Source organism: Wolbachia endosymbiont of Nomada ferruginata, assembly GCF_001675785.1.
GTDB lineage: Bacteria > Pseudomonadota > Alphaproteobacteria > Rickettsiales > Anaplasmataceae > Wolbachia > Wolbachia pipientis.
In genome coordinates this window covers 1-780 of record NZ_LYUY01000176.1, presented here as the reverse complement: position 1 = coordinate 780, position 780 = coordinate 1, and the positions used below count along the sequence as shown (strand labels likewise).

Here is a 780-nt window from a genome sequence, read left to right as displayed (position 1 = left end):
CGGTTGAATTTGCATAGTAGAATATTACGGTATAGTATAAGCTTTTAGCTCTATGCATGGACTCAAAAAAAGTAGAACTGATATTTGAAAAATTCAAGCAATCAAATCCTGCACCAAAAATAGAGCTGAATTATACCAATGATTTTACGTTATTAGTTGCGATAGTTCTATCAGCGCGAACAACTGATATAAGCGTTAATAAAATTACAAAGGAGCTATTTAGTATCACTGATACGCCAGAAAAAATGCTGAGTTTTGGGCAGAGTGAGCTAAGAAAATGCATAAGCAGTATTGGTTTATATAATTCCAAAGCAAAAAATATAATCGGGCTTAGTAAAATATTGGTAGAACGATACGACAGCAAAGTACCTACTAATTTCGATGATTTGGTATCTTTACCAGGGGTTGGGAGAAAGAGCGCTAATGTGTTCTTAAATTCGGGGCTTGGCATTCCAACGTTGGCAGTTGACACTCATGTTTTTAGAGTGAGCAATAGAGTTGGGCTTGTGAAAGAAAAAGATGTGTTTAAAACAGAGCAATCTCTTTTAAATGTAGTTCCAAAAGAATACCTGCTTTATGCTCATCACTGGCTAGTTTTGCATGGTAGATATGTTTGCAAAGCACAAAAACCTTCGTGTGAAGCGTGTATAATTCATGATTTATGTGAGTTTGAGTGCAAAAGGTATAAGGTCTAGTATTTCTTCTTTTGTCATTCAAGTAGCTCCTATGATGTCATTCCAGTCTGGAATCCAGATTGGACACTGGGTTATAAAAGTATAG

1 protein-coding gene is annotated in these 780 nt (G+C 35.6%); it reads left to right on the top strand.

Going from position 1 to position 780, the window contains the following annotated elements; translation table 11 throughout:
* Window positions 1-56 precede the first annotated feature (56 nt).
* Complete coding sequence (gene nth / locus BA053_RS06315) at window positions 57-695, top strand: endonuclease III (RefSeq protein WP_065106881.1); 639 nt, start codon at window positions 57-59, stop codon at window positions 693-695.
* Window positions 696-780: the final 85 nt, after the last annotated feature.